At 61.2% G+C, this 24,191-nt stretch carries 22 protein-coding genes; 3 read left to right on the forward strand and 19 right to left on the reverse strand.

The annotated features are described in order from the left end of the window. Positions 1 to 204: 204 nt before the first annotated feature. On the reverse strand, positions 205 to 3,594 hold the full coding sequence (gene hsdR, locus ABLE86_RS21515; RefSeq protein WP_348781043.1) for a type I restriction-modification system endonuclease: 3,390 nt from the start codon (positions 3,592 to 3,594) through the stop codon (positions 205 to 207). A 260-nt stretch (positions 3,595 to 3,854) separates the two neighbouring features. Here hsdR and ABLE86_RS21520 point away from each other — a divergent pair, with 260 nt between their 5' ends. Next, positions 3,855 to 4,769 (forward strand): restriction endonuclease, encoded by a 915-nt coding sequence (locus ABLE86_RS21520; protein WP_348781044.1) that lies wholly within the window; start codon positions 3,855 to 3,857, stop codon positions 4,767 to 4,769. An 18-nt stretch (positions 4,770 to 4,787) separates the two neighbouring features. Then, positions 4,788 to 5,123 carry a hypothetical protein gene (locus ABLE86_RS21525; protein ID WP_348781045.1) on the forward strand — a complete coding sequence of 112 codons (336 nt, stop codon included), beginning with the start codon at positions 4,788 to 4,790 and terminating at the stop codon, positions 5,121 to 5,123. 743 nt (positions 5,124 to 5,866) lie between these two features. Here ABLE86_RS21525 and ABLE86_RS21530 read toward each other — a convergent pair. Continuing rightward, complete coding sequence (locus tag ABLE86_RS21530; RefSeq protein ID WP_348781046.1) at positions 5,867 to 6,250, reverse strand: helix-turn-helix transcriptional regulator; 384 nt, start codon at positions 6,248 to 6,250, stop codon at positions 5,867 to 5,869. Positions 6,251 to 8,024: 1,774 nt separating this feature from the next. On the opposite strand from ABLE86_RS21530, the gene ABLE86_RS21535 reads away from it, so the two are divergent. Beyond that, on the forward strand, positions 8,025 to 8,270 hold the full coding sequence (locus ABLE86_RS21535) for a hypothetical protein (protein WP_348781047.1): 246 nt from the start codon (positions 8,025 to 8,027) through the stop codon (positions 8,268 to 8,270). Between the two features lie 12 nt (positions 8,271 to 8,282). Here the strand turns inward: ABLE86_RS21535 and ABLE86_RS21540 are convergent, their stop codons facing one another. From ABLE86_RS21540 to phnX, 17 genes are all read right to left on the reverse strand, one after another. Further along, positions 8,283 to 8,780 carry a hypothetical protein gene (locus ABLE86_RS21540; RefSeq protein ID WP_348781048.1) on the reverse strand — a complete coding sequence of 166 codons (498 nt, stop codon included), beginning with the start codon at positions 8,778 to 8,780 and terminating at the stop codon, positions 8,283 to 8,285. Next, entirely contained in the window at positions 8,780 to 9,280 is a 501-nt protein-coding gene (locus tag ABLE86_RS21545) for a hypothetical protein (RefSeq protein WP_348781049.1), read from the reverse strand. Before ABLE86_RS21545 ends, ABLE86_RS21540 begins: the two co-directional genes overlap by 1 nt. Positions 9,281 to 9,826: 546 nt before the next feature. Then, a complete protein-coding gene (locus ABLE86_RS21550) occupies positions 9,827 to 10,135 on the reverse strand; it encodes a hypothetical protein (protein WP_348781050.1) in 309 nt (102 codons plus the stop codon). A 168-nt stretch (positions 10,136 to 10,303) separates the two neighbouring features. After that, the gene (locus ABLE86_RS21555; protein WP_348781087.1) at positions 10,304 to 11,191 is read right to left on the reverse strand and encodes an amidohydrolase; all 888 of its coding nucleotides are present in this window, start codon (positions 11,189 to 11,191) and stop codon (positions 10,304 to 10,306) included. Next, the gene (locus ABLE86_RS21560) at positions 11,191 to 12,306 is read right to left on the reverse strand and encodes a VWA domain-containing protein (RefSeq protein WP_348781051.1); all 1,116 of its coding nucleotides are present in this window, start codon (positions 12,304 to 12,306) and stop codon (positions 11,191 to 11,193) included. The genes ABLE86_RS21555 and ABLE86_RS21560 overlap by 1 nt, the downstream gene beginning before the upstream one ends. Then, complete coding sequence (locus ABLE86_RS21565) at positions 12,303 to 13,163, reverse strand: MoxR family ATPase (protein ID WP_348781088.1); 861 nt, start codon at positions 13,161 to 13,163, stop codon at positions 12,303 to 12,305. The genes ABLE86_RS21560 and ABLE86_RS21565 overlap by 4 nt, the downstream gene beginning before the upstream one ends. A 26-nt stretch (positions 13,164 to 13,189) precedes the next feature. Beyond that, complete coding sequence (locus ABLE86_RS21570) at positions 13,190 to 14,203, reverse strand: molybdopterin cofactor-binding domain-containing protein (protein WP_348781052.1); 1,014 nt, start codon at positions 14,201 to 14,203, stop codon at positions 13,190 to 13,192. 1 nt (position 14,204) lies between these two features. Next, positions 14,205 to 15,572 (reverse strand): xanthine dehydrogenase family protein molybdopterin-binding subunit, encoded by a 1,368-nt coding sequence (locus ABLE86_RS21575; protein WP_348781053.1) that lies wholly within the window; start codon positions 15,570 to 15,572, stop codon positions 14,205 to 14,207. Positions 15,573 to 15,582: 10 nt separating this feature from the next. Then, complete coding sequence (locus ABLE86_RS21580) at positions 15,583 to 16,068, reverse strand: (2Fe-2S)-binding protein (RefSeq protein ID WP_348781054.1); 486 nt, start codon at positions 16,066 to 16,068, stop codon at positions 15,583 to 15,585. Between the two features lie 36 nt (positions 16,069 to 16,104). Continuing rightward, entirely contained in the window at positions 16,105 to 16,899 is a 795-nt protein-coding gene (locus ABLE86_RS21585) for an FAD binding domain-containing protein (protein WP_348781055.1), read from the reverse strand. Positions 16,900 to 16,909: 10 nt separating this feature from the next. Next, a complete protein-coding gene (locus tag ABLE86_RS21590) occupies positions 16,910 to 17,350 on the reverse strand; it encodes an SRPBCC family protein (protein ID WP_348781056.1) in 441 nt (146 codons plus the stop codon). A 97-nt stretch (positions 17,351 to 17,447) separates the two neighbouring features. Next, on the reverse strand, positions 17,448 to 18,272 hold the full coding sequence (locus ABLE86_RS21595) for an AraC family transcriptional regulator (protein WP_348781057.1): 825 nt from the start codon (positions 18,270 to 18,272) through the stop codon (positions 17,448 to 17,450). A gap of 219 nt (positions 18,273 to 18,491) precedes the next feature. After that, complete coding sequence (locus ABLE86_RS21600) at positions 18,492 to 20,102, reverse strand: amidohydrolase (protein ID WP_348781058.1); 1,611 nt, start codon at positions 20,100 to 20,102, stop codon at positions 18,492 to 18,494. Between the two features lie 32 nt (positions 20,103 to 20,134). After that, a complete protein-coding gene (locus ABLE86_RS21605; protein WP_348781059.1) occupies positions 20,135 to 20,965 on the reverse strand; it encodes an ABC transporter permease in 831 nt (276 codons plus the stop codon). Then, positions 20,962 to 21,891, reverse strand: coding sequence for an ABC transporter permease (locus ABLE86_RS21610; protein WP_348781060.1), 930 nt, complete (start codon positions 21,889 to 21,891; stop codon positions 20,962 to 20,964). The genes ABLE86_RS21605 and ABLE86_RS21610 overlap by 4 nt, the downstream gene beginning before the upstream one ends. Further along, entirely contained in the window at positions 21,888 to 23,015 is a 1,128-nt protein-coding gene (locus ABLE86_RS21615; RefSeq protein ID WP_348781061.1) for an extracellular solute-binding protein, read from the reverse strand. Before ABLE86_RS21615 ends, ABLE86_RS21610 begins: the two co-directional genes overlap by 4 nt. Positions 23,016 to 23,285: 270 nt before the next feature. Next, positions 23,286 to 24,122, reverse strand: coding sequence for a phosphonoacetaldehyde hydrolase (phnX, locus tag ABLE86_RS21620; RefSeq protein ID WP_348781062.1), 837 nt, complete (start codon positions 24,120 to 24,122; stop codon positions 23,286 to 23,288). Positions 24,123 to 24,191: the final 69 nt, after the last annotated feature.

Raw genomic sequence — 24,191 nt, forward strand, 5'->3', positions numbered from 1 at the left:
ATAACGCCATGTCGATCACTCCATAGCCCCCGCTGAAAACACGCGGGGCAAGGTTCAAACATGGGTCACTTCTCGATGGAAATATCCGCTAATCCCGGGTCAGTTCCTGGTGGAAATCAACAAAGTATCGCAAGAGCAGTAGGGTGTTGTTGGTCGCGTGATTTTCACGCTGCGAGAATCGCTGAAAATACGATATGCGGCTCATCAGGCGGTTTTCTTCCACATCTCATCGTTGATCCCGGCGAGGATGGCCTCAAGCTCGCCGCCGAACACCTTGTTGAGCCGGTTGAACCCTCCATCGGCGATGAACGGCTCTTTGTCGATGGCCTCGCGGTCAACCACGATCTCTTTTTCGATCTGTTCGCCGATGCGCTTCAGCCAACGTTTCTGCGGCTCGCTCCACGGACGGCTTGCCATGATCGAACGCATGGCCGACCTCACGCGATCCTCGTAAGGCGTCAGCGGGTCGCCTATGGCTGCCTGACGGACAAAGCCGATGATCGAAGCGGCAATCTCCTCGTTCTTGGCATCGGCCCATGCGCGTCGCAGATTGGCCTCGGAATAGCCCTTGCGGTCCAGTGCGAGGCGAAGCTCTTTCAGGTCGGCTCGGGTCAGATCGCGGGGGCGTTGCACGACGAGCTTGAGCGCGGCTATCGCGTTCATGTTGTCGCGCACGAAAGCGGAGAAGCTGTCGAGGAAGTCTTCCGGTTTTTCAGCTTCCCCATAGCCTCGCGTGATGGCGACGACCTCGTCGGCATGACGCGAGATGGGTATGAAGCGAGGATTCCCGCTGTCCGCCTGCCAGTCGAGGATCGGGCCGATGGCTGCCCGATCTTTCAACCAAGCTGCAAGTGTTGGGGCATCGCCTGCTAACAAGCGCTTCAGCATCGCTTCCGGTGTTTCGCCTGCCACGGCCTCGAAGCGTTGCCGCGCCTCCTCGGGCAACTTCTTCAGGCGACGGCGCAGCTTGACCGCCATCTGCTCGCGGATCGTTTCGCGCTGACCGTCGTCCTTTGCACCGATCATCTCCCCGACAAGCTGCTCGAAACTGATCGACAGATTGACCACGACCGGCTTCATGTCGGTCAGATTCTGGAGATGCGGGTAGAGGTCCACGGCGTCGAAGATGCGGAACACCTCCTTGCCGATCTCGTCGCAGCGACGTGTCGCCCGCCCGATCATCTGCTCGTAGAGAATGCGGCTGTTGACGCGGCGCAGAAAGACGAGGTCGGTGATCTTCGGCACGTCGATGCCGGTGGTGAGCAGATCGACCGTGACCACGATCTTAGGGTCGGCATCGTTTCGAAACGACCGGATCAGGTTCTGCACCTTGTCAACGCTGCCGGTGATCTTCCTGACCGCCGCATCATCAATCTCGCCATAGGCATCGGCGAACGCCCTCTTGATCGCATCCACCACGATGTCGGCATGGGCGTCGGTGGCGGCAAAGATCAGAGTTTTGCCGGGGAGTGCCGGATCGATGTGCTTCGCGAGTTCCTCGGCGACCACGCGGTTAAACTCCGGCGTGATTACCTGCTTGTTGAACTGCTCGACCTCGAAGCGAAGTTCGTCGGGCAGCGTGGCGGTGTCGATTTCACCGCTGCGCGTATCGAGCAGATCAAGCTGCTCGTCCTTCTCGAAGGTGATGCCCGCCCGAGCGAGTGCCGTCTCGATCCTGATCGGCGGCTCATGGTCGATTAGAAAGCCGTCGATCACCGCCTCGCGATAGGAATAACGGAAGATCGGCTCTCCGAAGATATCGGTGGTGTGCAGCGCTGGCGTTGCGGTCAACCCGACCTTAACCGCGTCAAAATGCTCCAGCACGCGCCGGTATTTGGAGACGTAGTCGTCCTGGCCCCTAAAGCTGAGTTCGGCATCGGACATTTCGCGGTCGAGCAGGTAACCGCGATGACACTCGTCGATGACCATGAGGTCGTACTGATCGACAGGCGGGGCCTCGGAGGTGTCGGCGGCATAGAGGACGCGCTTCACCAGCCCCTGGATCGTACAGATGTGAACCTTGGTCTCGACATCCGGTTTCACGTCCGCCAGCCCCTTCAGACCGAAAATCTCGGCGAAGGTTTTGCCCGACACGACCTTGGTGGTCGAGAACTCGCCTTCGGTCTGATGGCCGAGGGCGCTGCGATCAACGACGAAGCAAATGCGCCGGAACCGTTTGGCGGACAGCAGCCGATAGAGCAGCGCGATGGCGAGCTTGGTTTTACCGGTGCCTGTCGCCATTGCCACGAGCATGGATCGCTGCTCGGATGACATAGCCGTTTCAACGGCACGGATCGCCGATTCCTGATAGTGTCGCAAGGGAAAGCCGAACTCGAACGGCTGCGCCTTCAACGCAGCATTCGCGGCATCCTGATCGACTTCGAGCAGTCCATAAAGGCCCTCCGGCGTCGGCCAGTCCACCAGCGCGCGACGATGATTGGCGCTGCGGCGTGTGTCACGGAACCAGATGCCGCTCTCGGTTTCGATCTGCTTCAAATAGGAGCGTCCATTTGCGGCAAAGACAAAGGGCACGCGATGAGCGCCCCATGGTCCACCAGCATAGGTGAAGTCGCCGCTGTCCTTGATCCCCGCCGAGTACCGCTCGGACTGGTCGATGGCAGCCGAGACGTTCTTGCGCCTTCGTTTGGCTTCCACCATGCCGATCAACGTGGTGCCGACAAATAGCGCATAGTCGGCGGGGCCGTTGGCGGTCGGCCACTCGGCAATCGCCATGTTGCGGCCCTTCGCAGGTCGGACGCCTGCGCTATGGCGCAGCGTCTTGGTGTCTGCCGCCCAGCCACGATCCCGAAGCTGCTGGTCGATCAGGGCGCGGGTTTCCGTCTCGTCCAAGTCCAGCTTGGCTGCGGCTTCCTCTCCGCGCTCAATAAGCTCGATCACTGCCTCACGTGGAGCGTTCTCGGCGTCCGACTGCAAGCTCGTCAGCTTGGCGGCGATGGCTGCCCTTTCTGCCTCCACCTCCTGAGCAAGCTGTTCCCACGTGGCTCGCTCTTCCGCCTCGCGCTTCAATCTCTCCTCGACCGTCTCCCGCGCCCGAGCCTGCTCCTCGGCCCGACGGTGGGCAGCAGCGGCTGCATCTTCGGTCTCCGCCATCTTTCGGCGCAGAGCCTCGATCTCCTCTCGAAGAGGAACGGTGGCATCGACCGGCTCGGGTGGTGGCACGAACACGCCAGGATTGAAGGTTGGCTGTCGCGCGTAGGTGCGATGGAACCAGACGCCGAGGGAGCGGGCGAGCTTCAGCGCTGTCAGCGCGTCGGAGTGCGCCCCCTTTGCCTCATGCACCGCCACGTTGCCTGTTTTGCGCAGCGCGTGGAAAATGTCAGCGACTTCCTTTGGAATGATCCGCTCGTAGGAAAGCCGCCTCAGCGTTTCCTCGAAGCTCTCCCGCTCATCGCGATAGGCGGCATGCCGGGCGGCGATGATCTTGGCCGTCAACTCGGCAAACTGGCGCAACTTGACGATTGCGGTCGAGGGGTCGTCGCGGAAATAGCGTTCCGCAAGCCCGCCGAGTGTCACCAGTCGCCTGTCGTGCTCGTTGAGAAACTCGAAATTGGCCGACCCCATTTCCCCCTCCATGGCCGGATTATCCGTCGGTCAATCTCACAGAAAGACGAAGGAATGTCTAACTCTGCGGTGCGGATGGGGGAATTTGGGCTCTGATCGCAAGGGACTATCGAAAGCTATCGTAGCGTTCAGCAAAGTCGCCATTTGGTGGGAAAAGCCTGCTTCGGCGCGAAAAGATCATGGAAAAATGATCCCAGAAGCATTGTGATCGCGATTACTTCACAGAACACCTGGGCGTGTAGCAATGTTCATCATTCGAATCAGAGTTCGCCATGACCATTCCAGATTTCCAGACACTCATGCTCCCTGTACTCCGTGAAGCAGCTTCCGGTGAGGTCCGGATCGGCGATGTGGTCGAGCGGCTGGCTGAGGATTTTCAACTCACACCGGAGGAGAAGTCGCAGCTACTGCCTTCGGGACGGCAAACTGTCTTTTACAACCGGATACAGTGGGCGAAGTCATTCCTCGGTAAGGCGGGTCTCGTCGAACCAACCCGACGCGCTCATTTCCGGATCACGCCTCGCGGAGAACAGGTTCTCAACAGTGCGCCCGAGCGCATCGACAGTCGTCTGCTTTCACAATTTCCTGAGTTTCGCGCATTTCGCGAAGGGCAAGAGGTTTCGGCTGACACCAGCACCCCCTCAGTGGCCGTGGAGGAGGATCACCTCACGCCTGACGAGGTGATGCGAAAGGCCGCAAAGGAACTTGAGGCCGCTCTCGCAGCGGACCTCCTCCAGAAGGTGATAGCGGGCACCCCGGCCTTTTTCGAAAGTGTCGTTGTCAGGCTCCTCATCGCGATGGGATACGGCGGCTCAGTCAGCGAGCTTGATAAAGCTCTCGTTGGGAAATCAGGCGACGGTGGCGTGGACGGGGTGATTGACCAGGACCCTCTCGGGCTAGACCGTATTTACGTCCAGGCGAAGCGCTACTCGGACGGCAACAACGTCGGGGCGGGCGCAATTCGAGACTTCTTCGGCAGCCTGGACCGGTTCAAGGCCAACAAGGGGCTGTTCGTAACGACCTCGACGTTCTCGCCCTCTGCGCGCGAGACAGCGGACCTGCTCAGCAAGCGGATCGTGCTGATTGACGGGACGCAACTTGCGCGGCTGATGATACGCCATGAGGTTGGCTGCCGTGTTGAGGAAACCCTGACGATTAAGAAACTCGACGAAGAGTTCTTTGAATAAGAAGAAGGACTGGGGCAAATGGATATAGTTGGTGGAAAAGTCTCGATATCAGGCACTGTGCACTACCCGCTCGCCGGAAGGTATACCGGTGGTGGGGAGGTGGTTTACGGCTTTGTCTCTCGGGACCCAGACGGCCTTGTCAAACCGAACCGAACGGTACTGAGGGCAGGCTCCCTGGAGATTGAAATCAGCGGCCTCAGAGGCTTGCCAGACCTGATTGCATCTTTGGTGCTTGAACAGCCAGATGGGGACGAATCTCCCAAAGGGTTCGCGGACCGGCTGAAAATGCGCGATGGCATTGCTGAGGCATTTGACCAAGCCGCACTCCGCATTAAACAAGCGCCCCGCGAATAGCGCTCGTTTACGTACCCCGGAAGCGTTGTTGAAGGATCGACAGTCGGTGTCGCGGGAGTGCATGGGCGGCGCGGCTGAAGCGTAGTCGGCGACACCAGATGCGGCGGAGCGCCCCCCCAAAGTCTGAACCCGCCAGGAGGATGGCGAGATGCACTCTACTGACGCGCATTGCTTTTCGTGCGGTTACGATACTTTCTTGATGGTCGGCAGCCTGATGTCGAACTATCAGGTGTACTTGGCAGGGCCTGTCATTTGTGGAAGCTGCAAGGCGGTAACGACGGCCAACTTCAAAGCCGCAGAGTTGACGTGTGAGACCTGCAAGTCGTCAAACGTGTCGCCCGTCCGCGACCCCGCGAACTGGATGGGGGACGATGATCGTAATTCCAAATGGGCAGAACTACCGTTGCCCCTACGGGAGCTTTTCGACCTGGACTTTCCCGGCCACTACAAGTGCCCGAAATGCGGAACGTTCGAACTGCGGTTTGGGACGAACTTTATGGGGCACGGCCACAGAAGTGCGGATTGAGCGTGCGGCTGTCATCCATCCAGCGCATCTCAGCAGCACGCATTTTCACCCCGGATCAGGGCGCGCTGCGTTGATATACTGGGCTGACCTAAGTAACGTCCGGTGGTCCGACGCATTCTGACAAGCAAGAGCCAATGGGTCGGGCGAGTTCGGCACCTTGTCGCCTACTGGCTTGTGCCGCGTGAAAACCCGGAGCCGAACCTCCTCCTCAGCAGCCTCAATCTCGGTCAGCAGTCGCATTATCGGCGAGCAACTGGATGATCTGCGCGCCAACCTGCGTCGGAACAAAGACATTGGCTATGATCTGCATTGTCTTTCCGTCTGGCGAGACAACCGCGCTGTACGGCGCGGCGCTTTTTTCTAGACGCTCGTCAGGGATCAGGTCGGTCGGCTTCACGCCCAGGGCGTCCGCGAGCTTCTTCAGGAAAAGCCCGGTAGGCAGAGACTGACCGCGCATGTAGCTGGAAATTCGGTTGCGGTCCATGTCCGCCGCACGGGCCAGATCGCTCTGATTATAGTTCTTTTGCAGCATGAGCCGGTACGCACGTTTACTGAATTGTTCCTTTACGCTCCCCGTCCGGGAGGCATCATCTACGGCCATAAAACCAACCCCCTCGTGCTTGGACTATCGCATGCCGCGCCATCTCGGCTGCGTTGCCATGTTTGTCACTTTTGTATTTGGATATAGCCAAGATAAAATATCAAGAGGTGTCATTGGGTACAAACCCCGGCGACTCGCCATGCCCTCATGAAGCATGGGGTGCGGGGGGGTGAAGTTCGGGGCCGCGCTGGCTCTGGTGCTCTTTGAGATCACCGCCGCAGTGGACTCGCAGACAGGGCGCAGCAAGGTCGGGACCGTCCTTGCCACACAACCGAATCCAGCGGTGGCTTACCCCGCACAGGTACGAATCGCACATTATCCAAAACGTTAGTGTGGATTCGGTTGCCCGCGCCCAGGTCAAACGTGACCCACCTGACGACGGCGGAATCCGCAACGGCGACTAAGCCAGATCAGGTCCAGCTTACCGCCGTCCTCGCCGCCACTCCCAGGGCCGGGCCGGGCGACTCCAAGACAAGGACCTCGTCATTAAGGCTGCCTGATCTGTTCGTGGATCATGTCGGTCCTGGGACGGTTGCGGGAGCCGTGGGCGAGACCGTGGTTGTACGAACTTCAGCCATCACGAGATGGGCTCTTGGATTCGTCGTGAAGAAGTTCATGAGGGGACAGGGCTGCTCGCGCACCCCTGAGCCGCTGATGGCCTTCGTTGATCGCGATCACACGTGATCGCTCTCACTCAGGCCACCAGCGGTATTTCGCTGAGGTGATCTCATCTCTTTCAAACATTATCTTCCATCTCGCACCCAAGATTTGACGCTTTCCCCCCCTATCCTGCCCAAAAATGAACAGGATAAAGGGGGAAGTTCATTCGCACCCTGAGTTTATGAGTACGCTCAACAAGCCACATGCCGGATTTAATCGGCGGCTGGCGGTTTCCCGTAACCAGCATAGGCGGCCCCTTCCCCGATCCGCTCCACCTACTGGTGAGTTTGGGGGTTGCCCGACTAGGTGTGCATGAAGCCTTTTGCACCCGACGGACCTTGCTACTCTGGTGAGCGTTAAGATCGAAACGGTTATTGATCTGGAGATCAAAGCAACGTGTGTCAGACAGTTGAGGGATCGACACACGCGGAGAAGGGTCAAAGTGACCAAGACACACTTCTCCTCTTTTTCTGATGCCTTCTTGCGGAAACTCTTGTCCGCCGAGCAGCCGTTACTCCCTACCATCTGGGGCGGGATGTCCGTCTCGTTGGTCGTTCTACCTACGGCGCTGCCGGTCAGTGGTCCCGGTTACCATTTTTTGGGATGGAGGAGACCCCGATACACTCCTGAACGATATGCAGCGACGAGATCGCATCTCATCTAATACTTCTATTTATATCAGAGCCCTGGCGAAGTTCGCAAAATCAAAATTAGCTTCGATGATCCGCCATGAGGTTGGCTGCCGAGTTGAGGAAACCCTGATGATCAAGAAACTCGACGAAGAGTTCTTCGAATGAGAAGCAGGAGGGGGGCAAATGGTGCGTTCGCTAGCCGAAGTGGAATCCGCCCTTCCAGCGTATTCTCAACACCGAGAACCGACGTGGTGGCATCCGGGACGATCTGCTCGTCATGGCAGGATATTCTCCGCGCATCAGCCGTCAGGTTGACGTGGAGGTGAGGCAGTCCATGTGATAGGACCGGGCATGACAAGCGACAAACCAGAAACCGACGCCGCTCAGGAACTCAAGGTGGTCAGGCTCCTAAAGCCCGTAAAGGTGGGACTGCTCATCAGCCGTCATGTGGAGATGGGGCGCTTAGCGTGATAGGATAGGCGATGACCAGCGACAAACCCGATCCGGACAAAGAAGACGAGCCTGTGGACCTCTACGTCAACCGCGACAGCGAGGACTACAAGCTCGTCTTGCAAGCCTATCGCGAGGGCAAGCTCGTCGAAATCAGCGGTATGACCCGCGAGGCTCTGCGCGCGTATCTCGTCGGGGATCGTTTCCGCCGCTTTGTCGGCCATGCCGGGAAAGGCATGACTACGGAAGAACTCATGAAGCTGACGAGGGGCGAGTAGCCTCCCCTCCCCCTATCCGAACCTCATCTTAGCCATGACGAGGTCCCGCTGGTGCTGGGCCTTGTCCTCAGACGGTTCGAGAAACACGAGCCATGGCTTATTGTCGCCATCGTGGAGGGTGATGACACGACCGTAGATCACCTCGTTGGTCTCTTCCTGGAGCCGGTCCAGAAGCTCCCCAGTGACCTCCTGATCGGTGTTGATCCGGATGCACTCGCGCCACATGGACTTACCCCAGTCGATCCGCACGGTCCCGAAAATGGGCGTGGAAATTGAACACAACGGGTCATTCATCATCCCAGTGGCGAGTTCGTTGTACGGCCCGGCCCGCACCGGACCAAGCGGCGGAAAGTACCAGAGCCGACCACTGCGCTTGCCAAAAGTAACGTCCTTGCTGCGTGTTTTGCCCCCGGCGCGCAGGAGTGTAGCAAGCACATACTCTTCCTCGGGCTCCTCGTCCGGGTGGAAGGTGGTGACGAGGCTAATCTTCTTCTTCGAAACAGCGGCCATCACGAGAACCTCAGATTGGCCCAGGCCAAATCCGCCAGATGCTGGTTTTCGTCCTGCCTTGGGGTTGTGAACGCGTACCAGAGCGTAAAATCACCATCGACGCAGACAGTGCCACGCCCAGGAATGGTCTCACCAGCGGCCTCGCACATTTCCACCACGTCCGCGCCTTTGGGAAACTGGATGCAATCGACCTCACGGCCCTCATCCCACACAAGGAGCGCATCGCCGTAAATCTCGGTAGCTTCGCTCCCCAGCTTATGCTTGCGGACGAACCGCGTAGCAAGCTCGTTATGCTTGGCCCCCATGTGCCTGTCCGCCCGATGATACGCGTACCCGCGATACCACAGCACGCCAGCACGACCGTCTTTGGCTTTATAGATGCGCCCACCGTGCCAGTGAGCTTCGCGCCCAACGGACGTAGCGAGCGCTACGCAGTCCTCTGGCTCTTCACCGGGCCTCCAAAGTATGGCGGGGCAAACTTTCTTCTTAACTACTGCCATCTGAAAACTCGTATAAGAAATGTCTAAACAATGAAAATGCGCCCTCCCGAGTTCGCCCGGAAGGAGTGAATGCCGCCTTAGTACACAGCCAAAAGCCTTTTGGGGAGAGTAGCAGGCCAACTCCACGAACTTCATCGTACCTCTCGAACTTCGTCACCGGAGGTCTCGGCGGTGAAGTACTCAGACCGCCATGTATTTGGCACTAGCGCCATGGCTCTGCCGCCAGCCCACCGTCAACCTCTCGTACGAGCAGAGCGAGGCACAGAGGTTTATCCCACGCCCCTACCGTCGTCCTCGCCGCCACTCCCAAGGCGGGACGAAACTCCCAGACCATAGCCCTGCACGGGCTCGCCGGGCAGCAAGTTCGTCAGACACATACTACAGGCTGTACTGTCGGTAAGCGATGGGCCATCTCTGGCCGACCAACCACTTGTTCAGTTCCGTCCCTCTGGCGCGGGAGACCGCAACAATCCGGCCATATCGGTCGGTGTCGCGAGGCACGCACGAGACAGTGGCACCACCAAGGACTGGCTGTCCCAGCGATCTCTAGTCTGATCTGTAGGAAAACAAGGCACTTGCCTGTCGGGGGGATTGAGCGTAGCGGACCTCCGCTACCATTGCTCCCCACACAGTCTCCGTGGGATTGCCAAACTTCTGAATAGTGCCTGTTAAAGCGGCCAAGCGACCGACGATTTGGAGCGACTTGTCGGGATTCACGACGACCTTTTCAATCAGGTCACGGATGATCACCAAGTCAGGATCGTCCGCGTGAGCGCCCTTCTCCAGAAGTGGCTGGGTTTTTGCAATGACATCGAGATGCCGCTTGATCAGAGTCGGGTACGGCTCGATCTTCATGTCTGGGACTTCCTGCTTCAGGACCTCAAGCTTATGGGCGCGTTGCCGCCCGGCAGCTTGGGGGCCGAGGAAGGAACCCGCTGCGCACGTCGCCCCGAAACCGAAAGTGATGACCCTAAGCGGATATTCCGCGGCACCCAAAGCGCTGATCGGTGGGTTCTTGGGTCGCTATGCCGGTCTGTAGATGCGCTCTGCAGTGCACCAGAAAATGTTGGCCTGATCGACCTCGCTATATGTCGCCGCTGCCGTGCGGTGCGCAGTGATCAGATCGGCATGGCTGGTCCACAATTTCTCGATCGGAAAGTTCGACCCGAACATCAGTCGGCCACTGCCAAGGATCTCGATGGCCGTTTCATAGACCATCGCGATCAAAACCGGGTCGTTGCGGTGCTCGAAGGTCCCCAGTCCCGACAGCTTTACGGTGAGGTTCGGCGCCTTGGCGAGCATGCTCAGACCGCTGCGCCACTCGTCGATCGTCTTCTCGTCACTTGCGGTCAGCATACCCGCGTGGGTGAGGATGAAGTCGATCTGTGGGTTCTCGCCGATCAGTTGCAGCCCATCCTCCATCTGCGGCGGGAAAAGCTGCAGATCGAAGGACAGGCCGTAATCTTGCAGCCGGCGCACATTGGCACGCACCTTCGGATCGATCACCTGACGCGCGTGGCTTGCGAAACGGAATGCAGGCGTCTCGTGCCAGTGAAGCTGCATGCGCACGCCGCGCAGCAGCGGGTATTTCATCAGTCGGTCGAGCTGGGGCCGAACGTCGTCGACCGTCATGTCGGCATAGCCGACGATTGCGTGCGGCCAGCCGGTGCGCGCCGCGGTTTCAGTGAGGAAGGCGACCTCCTTCTCGAAATCCCTCTTGGCCCAGTTCGTCTGGACATAGACGGCTTTCTCGACGGCCGCATCCTGCTGGCCTTCGAGGAACTCCTCTATGGGGTAGTCCCGGCGGATCGGCTCATAAGGCCCAAAAATGCGCGGCACCATGGGTCCGACAAGCCACGGCTGGTCCTTCTGCCGCCAGATATGGAAGTGGGAATCGATGATCTTCTGCATCATGGCACCTTCAGATCCACAGCAGGCCGAGAGAGGGAGAGGATGGAAGTTGTGATGCTCTCGATCGAGGAGCCGTCGACCAGATCATCGAGATAGGGCAGGACCGCCTTAAGGGCCGCAGTCTGCGGTTGGAAGCGGGGATCGGCCGCGAGCGGTGTCAGCAGCAAAGTCCGGAAAGCCCGCGCGGACAGTCGGCGGATCGCTGCCTCCATCTCGGCATGGCTGCCGCGCTCCAGCCCGTCGGACAGGATCGCCACAGCAGCGCCGCGGGCGAAGGCGGCGAAACGCGGTATCGCCAGCAGGGCGAGCAGCGTCGGCCCGATGCGCGTACCGCCGTCCCAGTCCTCGACGACTTCTGCCGCGCGAGCCATCGCCCGGCTGCGGTCGCGCAGCTTGAGGCTTGGCGTGATGCGCGTCAGACGCGTGCCCAGAGTGAACACCTCGACGCGCGGGGCATTCTGCACGATAGCGTGCGCGAGTTTCAGATAGTCTGACGTGTGCCGTTTCATCGATCCCGAAATATCGATGAGGAGCAACAGCTTGCGCGCCACCTCGGCACGCCGTCGCAGATCCGGGCGAGGAATGTCGCCATCTGCACCGACGATCGCGCGCAGCGACCGCCGCAAGTCGAGCCTACCCCGCGAAACGGCCCGGTTGCTGCGAAACGAGCGCCGCGTCGGAAGTGCGGGTCGAAGGCGCCTGCCAAAATGCTCGAGGCGCGCGTCGTCATCGGCGACGAAAACCCTGTCGCCTAACTGTTCCCTGCGGGAAGAAAGCTCCCCGCCCCTCTCCTTGCGCGGCGGTTCCCGCTTCTCCCTCACGATGCCGCTGTCATCCCTGATGCGCGTCTCCTCGTCGTCCTCGCCGTCCGCGACGACCATCGCGTCGCCCCAAAACCAGCTGCGGAACAAGGCCTCGAATTCGTCCATCCGGTCCGGCGGGGGCGCAAGGGCGGCACGGGCCGCGCCATGGATATCTTTCATCGAACGGGGACCCAGCAGAGTGACTCCTTGCATGAAGGTAACGACTTGCTCGGGCGCGACGATGAAGCCGCCAGCGCGCAGCAGGCGCGCAAATCCGAGCAGATTCGCCGCAGCAGGTGGAAGCGCGGTCATGCCAGTGCCCTCTCCACGATTCGGTCAAGTTCCGGCGCGATATATGCGAGATCCTCCTCGTCCTTGATGAGGACGCCTATGGCGCGGCGGAACGCTTCCGGCCAGCTGCTACCGGCACTCTCAAGCACCATCGCTGCATTCGCCCATTCCACCGCCTCCGATATGCCGGGCGGCTTGGCCAGCGGGCGGGTGCGAATATCGCGCACGGCCGCCGCCACGGCACGCGCCGTTGCCTGCGCGACCTCGCCGGCGCGCAGGGCGATGATCCGTGCCTCGCGCTCCGCATCCGGATAGCCGATCCAATGGTAGACGCAGCGGCGGCGCAACGCTTCCGCCAGTTCGCGTGTCCGGTTCGAGGTGAGTATGATAATCGGCCGCGAGGTGGTGCGGATCGTGCCGCGCTCGGGAATGGTGATCTGGAAATCCGACAGGAACTCCAGCAGCAGCGCTTCGAACTCGTGATCGGAGCGGTCGATCTCGTCGATAAGCAGCACCCGTTGCGATGGCGCGCGCAGGACTTGCAGCAGCGGCCGCTCGATCAGGAAGCGGTCGTCATAGATGTCGACCTCGCGCTCGCCGGCCTGCCGGATGGCGAGGAGCTGGCGCTGGTAGTTCCATTCGTAGAGCGCGTGGGCGGCGTCGATGCCCTCATAGCACTGCAGCCGGACGAGTTCGGTGTCCAAGAGGCCGGCCAGCGCCTTTGCCGCCTCGGTCTTGCCGACCCCCGGCACGCCTTCGAGCAGCAGGGGCTTGCCGAGCCGGATCGCCAGGAAGATCGCTGTCGCCAGACCGTCATCGGCAATATAGTCCGCCTCGGCAAGGCGCCCGGCCAGATCCTCGGGCGAAGCCACCGGCAACGGAGCTGACGGCTTGCTTGCCACCGTCAGGCTCCGGCGCCCGCGCGCTGTTGCTTCAGCGCGCGCAAGATGCGTTCGGGCGTGATCGGCAGCATGTCGATTCGCACTCCGACCGCATCGAAGACCGCGTTGGCCACTGCGGGAATCTGCGGGTTCGCGCACATTTCCCCGGGGCCCTTGGCACCATAGGGACCATCGGAGGACGGGCGCTCCAGAACGATGATTTCCGTCTGCGCAAGGTCGCCCGGCCCCGGCATCAGATACTGGTTGAAGTCGGTGCCACAATGATCACGGTTCGGATAGTAGGGTTCGGTCGTCTCGTAAAGCGCATGACTGATGCCCATCCAGGAGCCGCCGATCAGTTGCTGCTCGACCATTTTCGGGTTCAGCGCCCGACCGATCTCGAAGACGTTCTTGATCGACACGACGGTGACCTCGCCGGTTTCATCATCGACGTCGACTTCCGCCACGGTACAGGCATGCGCGTAGCAAGTCGCCGGCTTCATGGCGCCGGTCTCCGTCTCTGGGTACGACCGCGGGACCAGAAACATTCCACGACCGGAGATCGAGCGGCCGCGCTTGAAATGCGCGGCAAGCGCCGTGTCGAAGATCGAAATCGACTTCTGCGGAGCGCCCTTCACATGGATGTTGCCCTTGCCGTCGGTTTCGAGGTCGGCGGCGTCCACCTCCATCTCCTCGGCCGCCACTTCCAGCATGACCTGCCGGGCCTCCGTCGCAGCCTGAATGATGGCGTTGCCGATCCGGTGCGTGCCACGTGAGGCAAATGTCCCCATGCAGTGCGGACCGGTGTCGGTATCCGCGGTGTCGATCGTGACCTGGTCCGCCGAGACGCCAATCGTCTCGGCGCAGATCTGTGCCATCACCTGCTTCAGCCCCTGACCGAGGTCCACCGATGACAGCGTCACCATAAAGTTGCCGGTCGGCGTCGAATGCACCAGCGCCTGGCTAGGGTCGCCGCCCAGATTCATGCCGGTCGGATAGTTGACGGCCGCAACGCCGCGCCCGCGCCTGATTGCCATTTCAGACCTCCTTGTAGGAAGACATTCGCAGGTATTTTTCGGCCACCGGCCAGTTTGCCGCCCTCGACGCTTCCTGCATGCATTCAATCAGCGCCGCGCCTTCGGTCGGCTGACGATGGGCCTTCATGTCGCCGTCGCGATAGGCGTTGATGAAGCGGAATTCGAGCGGATCCATGCCGATCAACCGCGCCAGCTTGTCCATCTGCACTTCAAGCGCGAAATCGGCGATGGTGACGCCGAAGCCGCGCATGGCGGATGACGGCGTGCGGTTGGTGTAGACGCAGTAAGTGTCGATCCACACATTGGGCACCGTATAGGGGCCGGGATAGTGCGCCGCACCCTTTTGCGCTCCATAGGGCGAGTGGCGCGAATAGGCGCCGGCGTCGGTGTAGCCGGTGACCTTGCGCGCCAGGATGCGCCCGTCGCGGGTCACGCCGTCCTTGATCACGATCTTTTCTGCCGCGCGGGGCGAGGAAATCTGCATTTCCTCATAACGGCTGTAGATGAAGCTGACCGGCCTGCCGGTTAGCCGGGAAGCCAGGATGGCGATCGGCTCGACTATCACGTCCACCTTGCCGCCGAAGCCGCCGCCCACGGTGCCGCCGACGAAATGCAGCTTGTGCCCGGGCATCTGCAGGATGATCGAGGTGTTGTCGAGCGTGAAGAACAGCGCCTGGGTATTGGTGTAGCAGGTGAAGCGGTCATTGCCTTCCGGCACGACGATGCAGCCGGTGGTCTCGGTCGGCGCCTGCTCGATGGGCGAAGATTCGTAGGTCTGTTCCAATATGTGATCGGCCTCGGCAAACCCCCTCTCGACGTCTCCGAAGCGCACCTTGCGGTGGCTGCCGCTGTCATAGGTGTAGTAGTTGTTGCCGTGGTACTCGTTGACGATGGGCGCGCCCGGAGCGAGTGCGGCATCCATGTCGAGCACGGCGGGCAGCACCTCATAGTCCACCTTCACCTTGGCCGCGGCCTCATGCGCGGCGCGCTCGCTGTCGGCCAGCACCGCCACCACCGCCTCGCCCTTCCAGCGCACCTTGTCGGCGGCGAGCACCTGTTCGTCTTCCGGGCCGATCTGGATGAGGATCAGGATCGTGTAGACATTGTGCGGCACGTCCTTGTGGGTCAGTACTCGCACGACACCCGGATGCCGCTCCGCTTCCGACACATCGATGGAGCGGATGCGCGCGTGATGGTGCGGGCTGCGCACCATCTTCAGATGGAGCATGCCGGGGAAGCTGCGGTCAGCGAAATAGGCGGTCTTGCCGGTCACGTGCCCCGGCACGTCGGAGCGCTGCAGGCTCTGTCCGATCTGATTGAGATCGTCCTGACGTTCGTCGGAAAAGTATTCCTTAGCGAGGCGGATCATGCCTTCCTCCTCAGGCCATGTTGAGCGTATTGGCGCGCGCCGCTGAAAGCACGGCCTGGATGATGGGCTCGTAGCCGGTGCAGCGGCAGATGTTGCCGGAAAGCGCCTCGATCACCTCTTCGCGGCTCGGATCGGGCGTAGTGTCGAGAAGCGCCTTGGCGGCCATGATCATGCCCGGCGTGCAAAAACCGCACTGCGCCGCAAACCCGTCGAGGAAGGCGCGTTGCAGCGGATGCATGACGCCCTCTCTGGTGAGACCGGCAGTGGTGACGATTTGCCTGTCCCGGCAGCTTTCCGCCAATACGAGACAAGAGAGCGTCAGTTCGCCATCAATCAGGACCGAACAGGCGCCGCATGTGCCCTGGTGGCAGCCGCCCTTCGGCGAGGTATCGCCGAACCTCTCGCGCAGCGCGTTGAGCAGCGTCGAGCCGCTCTCCACGAACTCGGCGCGCTCCTCGCCATTCAGCGTCAGTTCGACTGGAACCTTCTTCGCCATCGTCTCCTCCCTGGCGCTCGGCTGGGTAGATTCTCGTCAACCGACCAGCAGTCGGCGCAGATGCACCGGCAGTACCTCCCGGCGATACCAGGCGCTGGCGACCGGATCGGTCGGCGGGTCGATACCTTCGCCCGCGCGTTCGATTGCCCCGGCGACGCCCACTGCCGTGAGAGGCTTGCCGATCAGTGCTTCCTCCGCTCCTTTTGCGCGGATCGGCCGGTCCGCCATGCAGCCGAGCGCGAGGCGTGCATATGCAACCGTGCCGTCCGCCGCCAATTCGACGACCGCCGCGATGCTAAGCACGGAAACGCCCTTCGGCTTGACCCGCGACACCTTCAGGAAGCGAAAGTTTTCTGCCCCGCGCAGGCCGAAGCGCACGCCGGTGGCGATCCCGCTGGCCGCATCGCGGTTCGGTAAGAAGGCGTCGAGCGGCATTTCGCGGCCTTCGATCGTCACCGCCGCGTCCAGCGCCAGCAGCGCCACCGCAAAATCGCCATAGGGCGAAGGCGCGAAGAGGTTTCCGCCGACGGTCGCCATGTTGCGCACGGCGGGTCCGCCGACGGCGCGCGCGGCATTGGCGATGGGCGACAGCTTCTTGTGGCGCGCGATCTCGGCCATCGTGACCGACGCTCCGATGCTCACGACGCCCTCGGCCATGCGGATTTCGCGCAGTGATTTCTCCGCGGAGCGCACGAATGTGCCAAACGACAGGTCGCCTTCATTGGCCGCGCGTACGCACAGCGTTCCGCCGCCGAGATAGCGCGTGCCGGCGGCTCGCAGGGCCACACTGGCCTCCTCGACCGTGGCAAAGGTCTGTAGCGAGAGTGGCATGGCCGCCTCCTTACGCGTCGGCGAAATGGTTTTTCAGCGCGTCGAAACCACCCTGGAAGACATTTTCCCCCATGCCCTTGGCAACGGTCTCGGCCTGATCGGCAGGGGTATCGAAGGTGGCGGTCCACTCCGCATAGGTGCGCTCGCCATCGGTCACGCGGCGCAGTTGCAGTGTCGCCTCGTGGTTCGAGATCGGCTGCGGCGTCTCGATGATCGAGTAGCTGACGAGATGATCGTCATCGGAGAAGGCCAGCAGTTTTTCGCGGATGGTGGCGCCGCTGACCACCTTGAAATTGCGCACGCAGCCTATGTCGGTTGCTGCCCTCCCGTCCTCGATATGGCTTTCCACCATGCGCGGGTGCCAGCTCGGCAATCCGTTGTAGTCGCGAATGCGCTGCCAGACCTTTTCGACGGGCGCGTCGATCACGCTTGAGATGGTCACTGTCGGCATGCCGGCTCCTCCCGTTGCAACAAGGATCAGCCTAGCGCCGCCGGGAAGCCTCGCTTATCGATGCGTCTGGAAGCCTTATCGAGAAGTCTGAAAAAGTTCAGGCCCCGGCGCGCGCCGCCTCGCGGTAGAGCGTTGGGGCGACGCCGGCATGGTCGCGGAAGAAGCGGGTGAAGTTGGCTTGCGTCGTGAAACCGAGATTGCAGGCAACTGAGGTGAGGGGCTCCTCCGAGCCCTTGATCTGCCGCAGCGCCTCCTCCATGCGCAGCGTGTTCCAGTAGACGTTCGGCGTCAGCTTCATCTGGTCCTTGAACAGCGTGAAGAAATGCGGCCGCGAAAGCCCGACGCTGCGCGCCACCTCGTCAAGTCCGACGCGGCCGCATAGATTGGCCTCCATCAAGGCCAGCGCCTTGCGAATGCGGTAGTCGAGATGCCCGGCTTTCCCCGCCCGGGTAGACATCGGCAATTGCGCGGCATCGATTGCCTCGATCAGCCGTTCTGTCATGCGCTCGATTTCGTAAGCGGCGAAGTCACCCGCTTCGACAGCGCCCGTGAGAGCGTTGAAGAGCCCCGTCGTTGTCGTGCGCAATTCGTCGTCCAGCGGTGCGGCGGGTCTGCGAAACAGCGGCTCGCCCGGCTTGCGTCCAAGCCGCAGAGCCGCCCATTCGGGCCGGATATAAAAGGCGAGGAACGAGCCCGGCTTGCCTTCCGGGAAATGATGGCTGTGCGGCTGCATGGAGTTCACGCAGATTGCTTCGTCCGGCCCAAGCCGCACTTCCTTGCCGCCGACGATCATCGAGCCCGGATCGCCCTCGAGCCAGACGATGATGTGCGCCTCTGTATGAGCATGTGTGACCAGGTCGCTGGCCGCACTCAGAACCGACACATGCCCGAACGCGCCCGAAAAGAGCTTGATCGAGGCCATTTCCCCTCCCGAGTGCTGCCTTATGCACTCTTGGAGATTTTGGTCCGACCAGATGGGCTCGTCAAGACTCGGGCTCAAGCAGGTTCGAGACACTGCTACAGGTTGGGAGCCCTCCTGAGCCCCGCACACGCAACTCCTCTCGTGACCACCGCGATGATGCGCAGCAGACCCTTTGCGCTCCCATTCAGCCGTTCCCAAAAGCCCCGTTGAGCACGCCAACTATGACGCAAAGGCTTCTGAGCGGTGCACCTGCCTTCCACCCAGCAGGGTCAACAGCACTTCCGTGTCGCCGATATCGTAGACATCGCAGGTCAAGATATTCCGGTCGAGGACAATAAGATCGGCGTGTTTGCCGACAGATAGCGAGCCTGTGCTCGCATCGCGCCAGGCCGCGCGCGCAGCGTTGACGGTGTAGCCCTTGATGCACTCCTCTCGGGTTAGCCGCTGTTCGGCGAGGAAGACCGGATGATCGCCATTCCTCCTGGGAGGCTGGCGTGTGAGCGCGGTCTCCATGATCTGGAACGGGTTGAGCGTCGATACGCCCCAGTCGGAGGAGAGCGTCCAGTCGGCACCCGCATCGATCAGCGAGCGGAACGCGTACATCCATTTGCCTCGCTCTTCACCTACCATCGGTAGCGCCACATCGGTTACGGAGGGTTCGTTTCGCGCCCAAAGTGCCTGAACGTTGGCGACTGCCCCAAGCTTGCGAAAACGCGGAATGTCGGCCGGGTCTATGCACTGGATGTGCGCAAGTTGGTGGTGGCTCGGCCAAAGCCCGTTCTTTTCCTTTGCCGCCTCCAGCCCGTCGAGTGCAGCACGCACGGCGCCGTCGCCGATCACATGCACATGAATCTGGTAGCGGGCGGCGTCGAAGGCGACAAAGAGTTCCTTCACCTGCTCGTATCCGAACATCAAAGGTGCATTACCACCGATCTCATCGGAGTAGTCCTCGAGCATCACTGCCGTACGGTTCTCCATGACGCCGTCAAGGAAGAACTTCGCCGAGTGGATGCGGAACATCTCAAGGGCATTGTTGCTGCGAAGCTCGTTCACACGCGCAAGGGCCGCAGACGTAGTCTCCCGAGGAAAGACCTTGGCCGTGGCGCAGACGCGAACCGTCAGCTCCCCCCGCGTAGCCATGCCCTTGTATACACGTGCATGACGCTCTTCGACGAGTGCGTCGAGGACCCCGGTGATGCCATTGCGATTGCAGAGCGCCTGCCCGTAGCGGACGCCGTCGGCATAGTCGGCATCGGTCACCTCGGGCATGCGATCCTCGACCCACTTCACCGCATCTTCATAGAGCAGGCCGGTCGGCACTCCGGCGGCGTCAACGACGAAATGGCCGTTGTGCGGATCGGCTGTACCCTTGACCAGTCCGACCGCTTCGCAGGCCCTGGTGTTGATGCAGGCATTGTGTCCGTCCCCGGCAAGGATGAAACATGGCCGATCCGGCACGACCGCGTCCAGCACATGGCGATCGAGATTGTGCTCGGTGAATATGCCCGTATTCCAGCCGACGCCATTGACCCAGCTGCCGTCGTTGCTGGCCGCAAATTCGCGATGGATCGCCTGGAGGTCCTGCGGCGTACGGGCGTCGTCGAGCGCCGCGGTCATGCCGTAGTGGTAGCCGCTGTCCTGCAAATGGATATGCGTGTCCTGAAAGCCGGGCAGGACCAGGCGACCGCCCGCATCGACGACCTGCGTATCTGCGCACGCAAGTGCCCGGATTTCGGCGCTTGTTCCCAGCGCCGCCACGCGGCCGTCGACCACCGCGAGGGCCTCCGCCCCCGGCGTCAGCGGATCCATGGTGACGATATTGGCATTCACGACGATAAGTTCAGGTCGGAGCATGATCGCCTCTATGTTGCGTTGGCTTGAATGGGCAGTTCGAGAGCTTCGGACTTTGATGCGGCGCCTTCTCTGCGCCGAATGAGTTCCGACACGATGACGAGGATGGTGGAGGCGATCAGGATCAGCGAGCCTAGCGCCAGCACCGAGGGCAGCTTGTTGGGAAAGCGAAGTTGTCCAAACAGAAACACCGGCAAGGTCGGTCGCGTGCCGCTGAGGAAGAAGGCCAGTACAAACTCGTCGAACGAGGTGATGAAGCACATCAAGAGGCTGGAAATGACCGCCGGGGAGATCAGCGGCAGCGTGATGCGCCGGAAGGTGCCGAGTGCCGTCTCGCCAAGATCGCGCGAGGCTTCTTCCAGACTGCGATCGAGCCCGTCGAGCCGCGACATCATCACCATCACCGAAAATGGCAGGCAGAGAAAAATGTGCGCAAGCGTGATCGTCAGCAATGAAAGCTCGATCTGCAGGATTCGCACGAGCAGGATGAGGAAGGCGACAGCAAAGACGATCGACGGCACAACAAGCGGCAGCGTCACCGTAAATAGAACCAGCCCGCTGACCGGCAGGAGGCGGCGTGTCAGCGCGATTGCAAGCGGGATGCTGATGGCCGTGGCGAGCAGCGAAGTGATGGTCCCGACGATGAGGCTGTTTGCCAGCGCATCGATCATGGCGATGTTGCCGGCCATGGCTCCATAGTGCCTCAGCGTGAAGCCCTTCAGCGGGAAGACGGCGAAGGTGTTGTCGTTGAACGAAAACAGCGGCAGCAGCACCGTCGGCGCATAGAGGAATATGAGAAAGAACGCGGCGTAAAGTGTGAGGAAGCGGAACCGCCGTTTCATCGTGCGCCCCGTTCGCGCAACCGGCTGTAGCCGACCGCCCAGAGAAACAAGGCGCAAAGGGCTGCGATCACCAGCATCATGACGATCGAAACCGCGGCGCCAAGCGGCGCATTGTCCTGCTTGAAGAACAGCGTCTGGATGGAGTTGCCGATCATTGTTCCCCCTGGCCCGCCGACCAGCGTCGGCGTGACGTAGTCGCCGACCGTCGGAATGAAGACGAGCAGTGCCGCGGCGATGACGCCCGGCAATGAAAGCGGGAAAGTGATCCGGCGGAAGCGGACCCAGCGGTCGTCGCCGAGGTCCGTCGCCGCCTCCAGCAGCGTGCGATCGACTTTCTCGAGGGAGACGTAGATCGGCAGGATGGCGAAGGTCACCCAGGCATGGATGAGGGTGATGATGACGGCAAAGGGGTTGTAGAGAAGGAAGTCCAGCGGCTTGTCGATCAGGCCGAGGCTGATCAGCCCTGAATTGATTGCGCCGTTGAAGCCGAGGACGATCTTCCAGGCAAAGACCCGCAGCAGGTAGCTCGTCCAGAACGGAATGGTGATCAGGATCAGCCAGAGCACCTTGTAGCGCTTCACCCGAAAGGCGAGAAAGTAAGCCATCGGGTAGGCGACGAGCAGGACCGCCAAAGTGGCGACCAATGATATCGCCAGCGACTTCAGCAGCAGAATCGCCGGCACGGGATTCTTCAGATAGAAGGGAATGCCGAAATAGACTGTTGCCGTCGCCGAAGGTTCAATAAGGCTCCAGTAGTTGGCGAGCGTAGGCGTCCGATCGATGGCAAAGCCGTGCTGGGTCCAGAAGCTCAGGACGACAAGCGCAAAGAGCGGAGCAAGGAGCACCAGCAGAATCGAGGCGACGAGCCCGTAGCCGACGCTCCGCTTTCGCCATGCCCGCACCTGACGATCCGGCGCGACCTTCATGGCGAATACAGCTTCAGCGCCTTGATCTCTTCCCAGACCTTCTGCTGCTCATTGACCACCGGGCTTGGCTGCGGCTCGAAAAGGATCGCACTCTTCATGTGCTCGATGGGATCGGTGATGCCCATGGCCTTGACCGCTTCGGGGTCGGATATCTCGAAGGCCTTCATGTTGGCGTGACCGAAACCCGAGCCTTCGATCAGGAGCTTGCCGGTTTCCGGCGAGAGCCACGCATCTATGAAATCATAGGCGAGCGCCGGGTCCGCCTTGCCGGAATTGAGGATCGTCATGCCGCAGAACCAGGTGAAGTACCCCTCCTTCGGCTTGGCATATCTGGCCTCGATCCCTTCCGCGAGGAGGTTCTTCACGGTGTCGTTCCAGGCATAGGCAGCGACGATCTCACCCGAGGCCAGGCCTTGCTGCAGCTCGGTCGAGTCGGTCCAGAGGAAGCGCGAATTCTTCACCGCCTTGGCCCCGAACTCCTTGGCAGCCTGGAGCTTGTCGCCGGTGAGGAGATTGGCGTCACGGTAGCTCACGCCCTTGACCATCTGGCCGATGGCGATAGCGAGCGGATCATCGAGCATCGACACCTTGCCCTCGAAGGCGCCGTCGTAGAAGATCCCCCAGCTCTCCCCGTCCTTGAAGGCATCTCCGATCAGGTCGGGACGGTAGGCGATGCTGGCGTTGCCCCAGTCGGCCGGCGCCATCACCACGTCTCCATTCACGACCACGCCGTCCGCCGTCTGAAGCGCAGGGAAAACATCTTTCCAGTTGGAGAGCTTGGCGGTGTCGATCGGCACCGTCAGACCGGCCTCCACGAAGCGTCCGACGGAATAGTTGCAAGGGTGCATGAGATCCGCGGCAAAGCCCGCCCGCACCTTGGCCAGCGCTTCTTCTTCCCCACCGAAGGTGGAAAAGCTCGGGGCAGTCCCATGCTTGCCGACATAGGATCGGAAGTAGTCGTCGCTGTCGTAGCCCGTCCATTCGAGACACGTCAGAACTTCCGCAGCGGCCGACAATCTGGGTGACAAAGTAAGGCCCACGCCGAATGCGGCTGCACCCTGGAGCATTTGGCGCCTTGTCAGTGCGCCCGATGCCATCCTGTCGATGAACTTGATGCGCTGCATATTGCTCCCCTCCAGTTGATTTTCTGGATCTTTATGGAAGCAGCGTAGGAGGATTTTGAATCACGAGTCAATAAGCGGCCTGTCACTGCCACCAGAATCGAAGAATGGGGTGAGGCCCTAAAAGTGGACGTCCGCTATTCCGCTATGGTGAACCTTGGCGACTATTGCGAGCTGGCAGTGATCATCGGCGATGTGACCGGCATCCGGCTCTCGCCGGGACTGATGCGGAGCCGGCCGCAGGCGGTAAGTTCGCTCGTTTTCACGACCGCGTCACGGCTTGTCTCCGGCCCGCAAACGGGCGTCGATGGCTTCGATCACCGGCAGGAGATCGGCAATGGTATCGATCGTGTAGTGGGCGCCCGCTTCGCGCAGCACGCGTCCTGCACGCTGCCGATGCGCGTCCTGGGCCGCCTCGTCCAGCGCCTGCCAGTCGGCGAGCGACAAACCGATTTCATTGCCGCTGGCGACGATACCGACAGCCCACATGCCGGCGGCACGAGCCGAAACCAGACCCGTTGGGCTATCGTCCACCACCACGCAGGCGCGCACATCTGGCGCGCCAAGCGCGATGGCATTGTCCAGAACCATGTCCGGATAGGGCCGACCACGTTTGACATCGCTCACCGTAACACAATGATCCGGCTTATAGCCCTGCGCCTTGGCGAGCGGCATCAGGTTGTTCATCACACTGCGGGGATAGCCCGTGGTGCTGCCGATGGCGATGGCGCGGCTGCGAAGCGCGGCGATGGTTTCGAGCGCCCCCGGAATAAGCGCACTGTAGCGCGCGCACTGGACCTCATCGATGCGCAGGAACGCCGCGTAGAGGCGCTCCACATCCGCTGGTGTGGACACGCCGCCCTTGTTCGCCTGCCAGCGCTCGGCGACGGCGGGCTGGGCGAGAATCATCTCGAGGTGTTCGCGCTTGGCGGCGCCCATGGGGGCGCGCGCCTCGGCCTCCGAGATGGCCACCCCATCCTCGGCGAAGGCCTCACGAAATGCCGCCACCGGCGCAATGCAACCAAAATCGAGAACCGTGCCGGCCCAGTCAAAAATGGCTGTCGAAACGGGACCGCGAAAATTGTGCCCGAGTGTGTTGGTCTTGTTCATCGTCTTGCCTGGTTGAAACTGGGAAGAGAGCGCGGCAGGCCGCTCAAGCCGTCTGGTCCGCGAGTGAGA

The sequence above is a fragment of the Mesorhizobium sp. KR2-14 genome, assembly GCF_040049255.1.
GTDB lineage: Bacteria > Pseudomonadota > Alphaproteobacteria > Rhizobiales > Rhizobiaceae > Pseudaminobacter.

Bases quoted from the DNA above. Each gene is read 5' to 3' on its own strand.
- hsdR (WP_348781043.1), bottom strand. From the start codon at position 3,594: ATGGAGGGGGAAATGGGGTCGGCCAATTTCGAGTTTCTCAACGAGCAC.
- ABLE86_RS21520 (WP_348781044.1), top strand. From the start codon at position 3,855: ATGACCATTCCAGATTTCCAGACACTCATGCTCCCTGTACTCCGTGAA.
- ABLE86_RS21525 (WP_348781045.1), top strand. From the start codon at position 4,788: ATGGATATAGTTGGTGGAAAAGTCTCGATATCAGGCACTGTGCACTAC.
- ABLE86_RS21530 (WP_348781046.1), bottom strand. From the start codon at position 6,250: ATGGCCGTAGATGATGCCTCCCGGACGGGGAGCGTAAAGGAACAATTC.
- ABLE86_RS21535 (WP_348781047.1), top strand. From the start codon at position 8,025: ATGACCAGCGACAAACCCGATCCGGACAAAGAAGACGAGCCTGTGGAC.
- ABLE86_RS21540 (WP_348781048.1), bottom strand. From the start codon at position 8,780: ATGGCCGCTGTTTCGAAGAAGAAGATTAGCCTCGTCACCACCTTCCAC.
- ABLE86_RS21545 (WP_348781049.1), bottom strand. From the start codon at position 9,280: ATGGCAGTAGTTAAGAAGAAAGTTTGCCCCGCCATACTTTGGAGGCCC.
- ABLE86_RS21550 (WP_348781050.1), bottom strand. From the start codon at position 10,135: ATGAAGATCGAGCCGTACCCGACTCTGATCAAGCGGCATCTCGATGTC.
- ABLE86_RS21555 (WP_348781087.1), bottom strand. From the start codon at position 11,191: ATGCAGAAGATCATCGATTCCCACTTCCATATCTGGCGGCAGAAGGAC.
- ABLE86_RS21560 (WP_348781051.1), bottom strand. From the start codon at position 12,306: ATGACCGCGCTTCCACCTGCTGCGGCGAATCTGCTCGGATTTGCGCGC.
- ABLE86_RS21570 (WP_348781052.1), bottom strand. From the start codon at position 14,203: ATGGCAATCAGGCGCGGGCGCGGCGTTGCGGCCGTCAACTATCCGACC.
- ABLE86_RS21575 (WP_348781053.1), bottom strand. From the start codon at position 15,572: ATGATCCGCCTCGCTAAGGAATACTTTTCCGACGAACGTCAGGACGAT.
- ABLE86_RS21580 (WP_348781054.1), bottom strand. From the start codon at position 16,068: ATGGCGAAGAAGGTTCCAGTCGAACTGACGCTGAATGGCGAGGAGCGC.
- ABLE86_RS21585 (WP_348781055.1), bottom strand. From the start codon at position 16,899: ATGCCACTCTCGCTACAGACCTTTGCCACGGTCGAGGAGGCCAGTGTG.
- ABLE86_RS21590 (WP_348781056.1), bottom strand. From the start codon at position 17,350: ATGCCGACAGTGACCATCTCAAGCGTGATCGACGCGCCCGTCGAAAAG.
- ABLE86_RS21595 (WP_348781057.1), bottom strand. From the start codon at position 18,272: ATGGCCTCGATCAAGCTCTTTTCGGGCGCGTTCGGGCATGTGTCGGTT.
- ABLE86_RS21605 (WP_348781059.1), bottom strand. From the start codon at position 20,965: ATGAAACGGCGGTTCCGCTTCCTCACACTTTACGCCGCGTTCTTTCTC.
- ABLE86_RS21610 (WP_348781060.1), bottom strand. From the start codon at position 21,891: ATGAAGGTCGCGCCGGATCGTCAGGTGCGGGCATGGCGAAAGCGGAGC.
- ABLE86_RS21615 (WP_348781061.1), bottom strand. From the start codon at position 23,015: ATGCAGCGCATCAAGTTCATCGACAGGATGGCATCGGGCGCACTGACA.
- phnX (WP_348781062.1), bottom strand. From the start codon at position 24,122: ATGAACAAGACCAACACACTCGGGCACAATTTTCGCGGTCCCGTTTCG.